This is a genomic window from Oleiphilus sp. HI0117 (genome assembly GCF_001635235.1).
On sequence record NZ_LWGA01000812.1, the window covers coordinates 1 to 4,512 of the forward strand.

Below are 4,512 nucleotides of genomic sequence, written 5' to 3' on the forward strand. Positions count from 1 at the left end.
AGACTTAAGCAGCAGCATTGCCGTAGCTGGAGATACCGTCAACCCGAACCTAACAGGCACATGCAATGTCACATACGATGTTTCGGACTCAGTTGGCAACGCTGCACCTACCGAAATAAGAACAGTAAACGTAAACGACACAACACCTCCAACTCTCATTTTGTCTGGCGACTCAACAGTTCTGCATGAATTACGAACCCCCTATACAGATGCTGGCGCAAGCGCAAATGACAATACCGATAGAGACATCACTACGAGTATTGTAGTCGGCGGAGATACAGTAGATAGTGATACCGCCGGTGTATATATCATCACTTATAACGTAAGCGATGCCGCGGGCAATGCAGGCGCACCAATCAGCAGAGTTGTTGACGTTGCTGACCGCACAGCACCGGTAATAAGCTTACTTAGCGCAAACCCTTTGGATCATGAAGTAGGCACCATATTCGTTGGCCCTGGTGCAACAGCATCCGATATTATAGACGGCGATGTTAGTGCCGATATTGGCGTATCTGGCTCGGTTGACCCAAACACAATTGGCGCTTATACACTTTCCTATAATGTCAGCGACTCGGCAGGAAACGCTGCAACGACGGTAGTTCGTACAATTAATGTTGTCGATACCGGAGTGCCGGCCATCACGCTACTTGGCGACAACCCCATTTTACACGAGCTGCAAACTACCTCTACCGACCCTGGTGCCACTGCAATAGATGCCGCAGACGGAGACCTTTCATCTAGTATTGTCATCACAGGCTCAGTCGACTCAAATACCGCTGGAACTTATACACTCAGTTATGATGTGACTGATTCACAAAGCAATGCTGCGACAACCGTAACACGAGACATTATCGTTGCAGACCGAAGCGCTCCACTCATCACTATTACCGGTAGTACTACAGTTAATCATGAGCAAGGCACTTTATATACAGACGCTGGCGCAACTGCTAGTGATGTAATTGACGGTGATATCAGTGCAAACATCGTCACAAGCGGTACTGTTGACGTTAATACTGCCGGTACGTATAGCATCAATTACAATGTAAGTGACGCTACTGGAAACGCGGCAACACAACTCACCAGAACCGTTATTGTCAGTGACACAACTATTCCGGTAATCACCCTTAACTCAACGAACCCGCTGGATCACGAAGTCGGCACAATCTTCGTCGACCCAGGCGCAACAGCCAGTGACAACACTGACGGAGATATCAGTACAGCAATTGGCGTTACCGGAACTGTTGATGCCAATACGCAAGGTGCATACACCCTTACCTATAATGTTTCTGACTCATCTGGTAACGCAGCAGCAACCGTAGTTCGAACTGCAAACGTCGTGGATACTGGAGTACCCTCTATTGCACTTATTGGTGACAATCCAGTGCTACACGAACTACAGACGCCATACACAGATGCTGGTGCGACCGCTTCAGATGCAGCAGACGGCGACCTAAGCGCTTCAATCACAGTGACTGGGTCAGTCGATCCGGATATCGCCGGAACTTACACACTTAGCTATGATGCAAATGATTCCCAAAGTAATGCTGCAACAACGGTAACCAGAGATGTAATCGTTGCTGATAGAACAGCTCCAGTAATAACGATTACTGGAGGCAGCACCGTTAACGCTGAACAAGGAACGGTTTATAGCGATGCCGGAGCGACCGCAACAGACATCATAGATGGCGATATTAGCGTAAATATCATTACCACTGGCGCAGTTGATACAAATACCGCTGGTAACTACACCATTCACTATAATGTTAGCGATGCCGCTGGAAACCCCGCTATTCAGGCGAGTAGAACTGTAATCGTAAGCGATACAACAGCCCCACTTATCACCCTTGCTGGAGCCAACCCCTTAGATCACGAAGTAGGAACAATCTTCGTCGATCCTGGCGCTAGCGCTAGCGATAATATTGATGGAGATATCAGTCTAAGTATTGGCGTCACAGGAACAGTCGATGCCAATACACAAGGCACGTATACGCTTACCTACAATGTATCCGATTCATCAGGAAATGCTGCAGCAACCACTACACGAACAGTGAATGTTGTGGATACTGGCGCACCAACCATAACACTAAATGGCGACAACCCTACCCTGCATGAACTACAAACCACCTACACAGATGCTGGCGCTACCGCTACGGATGCTGTGGATGGTAACTTAAGTGCATCCATCATCGTTAGTGGGACAGTCGATGCGAATATCGCGGGTACCTACACCCTGTCTTACAACGTTACCGACCTACAAAGCAATGCTGCACCCACGGTTACCAGAGACGTAATCGTTGCCGATAGAACCGGCCCCGTGATTACTCTACTTGGCAGCGCTACAGTTAATGTAGAGCAAGGCGCGACATACACGGATGCGGGTGCTACGGCATCAGATGCCATTGATGGTGACTTAAGCTCCAACATTGTGCTTGGTGGTGCAGTTAATACCAGCGTAAGTGGAAGCTATACCCTTACTTACAACGTTAGTGACGCCTCAGGCAACGCTGCGACGCAAGTCTCGCGAACTGTTATTGTTAGTGACATGACTGCGCCGGTAATCAGCTTAGTCGGCACAGACCCGCTCAATCATGAAGTAGGCACCATATTCCTCGATCCAGGCGCTATCGCCTCAGATAATATTGATGGTGATATTTCAGCAAATATTGGAGTTACCGGCTCAGTAGATGCCAACACTGTCGGCGCTTATATCTTGTCATATAACGTTTCTGATGCAGCAGGCAATGCCGCAACCACGGTTAATAGAACTGTAAACGTTGCCGATACTGGCGCACCAACCATCACCATGTCTGGTGCCAACCCACTTAATCATGAGCTAAATACAATTTACACCGACCCGGGTGCGACTGCATCAGACGTAGTCGATGATGACGCTACGCTTAGCGCAGCAATTGTCACCATTAATAACGTGAATGAAAATGTCGCAGGCACATACACGGTCACTTACGATGTGACAGACTCTGGTGGAAACCCTGCCGTACAACAAGTCCGAACAGTTAATGTCGGCGACTTTACTGCACCAATGATAACTCTAATTGGCAACACAACCGTAAATATTGAACTTGGCTCAAGCTATACCGATGCAGGCGCAAGTGCGACAGATAATATTGATGGCGACCTGAGCTCCAGTATTATTTCAAGCGGAACAGTCAACCCTCTTGCGACTGGAACATATGTAATTAGCTATGACGTAAGTGATGCAGCTGGGAACAATGCCGTACAGCTTACGCGAACAGTAATCGTCACCGATACTACCGCACCGGTTATCACATTACTTGGCTCGGCAAGCATCAACCATGAACAAGGAACTGCTTATAGCGACCCTGGCGCCAGTGCTACAGACAATACTGACGGTGATATCACCGCCAGCATCACTGTATCCGGTTTTGTCGATGCAAATGCCGCTGGCACATACACTCTCAATTACAACGTTAGCGACAGCGCAGGAAATAACGCAACAACACTAACACGTACTATTACAGTTGTTGATACAACGCTACCGGTATTGACCTTAAGCGGAAGTACTCCAACTAATCATGAGCAAGGAACAAGCTATACCGATGCAGGCGCATCCGCCAGTGATACCGTTGACGGAGACTTAACTGCAAATATCCTTGTCACGGGCTCCGTTGATGCAAATACTGCCGGCTCCTATATTCTTACTTATAATGTTAGCGATACAGCCGGTAACGCAGCCACATCAATTACAAGAACCGTTATCGTGGCCGACACGACAGCCCCTGCTATTACCATTATCGGCAGTTCAGTCGTCAACCATCAACAAGGCAGCACCTATACAGATGCAGGCGCTACTGCCTCCGACCTTATCGATGGCGATATGAGCGCTAGTATTGTTGTCACGGGCAGTGTATATGTTAATGTTGAAGGCTCGTATATCATCAGTTATGACGTAACAGATGCAGCAGGAAATGCCGCGACCACCGCAACAAGGGCTGTAAATGTTGGCGATACGATTGCGCCAACAATAGCTTTACTTGGAAATGCAATTGAAAATCATGAACAAGGAACAAGCTATACCGATGCAGGAGCGAGCGCTAACGATAATTTTGACGGGGATATTTCTGCAAACATCGTTGTTAGCGGAACTGTCGATGTAAATGCGCCAGACACCTACATACTCAGCTATGATGTCAATGATGCCGCTGGTAATGCCGCTGCTACAGTTAATAGAAGCGTTGTTATCGCCGGATACGATGATGTTGCTGCTTAGGTTGCCATCGACATTGTCGCTTGCCGTCGCGCCTGCGTCGGTATAGCTGGTAGCTTGTTCAACGGTTTCGTTAGAATTACCGTTGATTGTAATGACTGGAACTGTTGTATCGGCGATAACAACGCTTCTATTAACTGTAGCAGCGGCATTACCAGCGGCATCATTGACATCATAGCTGAGTATGTAGGTGTCTGGCGCATTTACATCGACAGTTCCGCTAACAACGATGTTTGCAGAAATATCCCCGTCAAAATTATCGTTAG

General features: G+C 47.9%; 1 protein-coding gene and 1 pseudogene. One reads left to right on the top strand and one right to left on the bottom strand.

The window, feature by feature from the left end; genetic code table 11:
- The coding region (locus tag A3757_RS27625; protein WP_068739780.1) for an immunoglobulin-like domain-containing protein at positions 1 to 4,249 on the top strand (4,249 nt) is incomplete at its 5' end.
- A gap of 24 nt (positions 4,250 to 4,273) precedes the next feature.
- Here A3757_RS27625 and A3757_RS28115 read toward each other — a convergent pair.
- A pseudogene (locus tag A3757_RS28115) lies at positions 4,274 to 4,489 on the bottom strand (immunoglobulin-like domain-containing protein); the annotation flags it as partial.
- Positions 4,490 to 4,512: the final 23 nt, after the last annotated feature.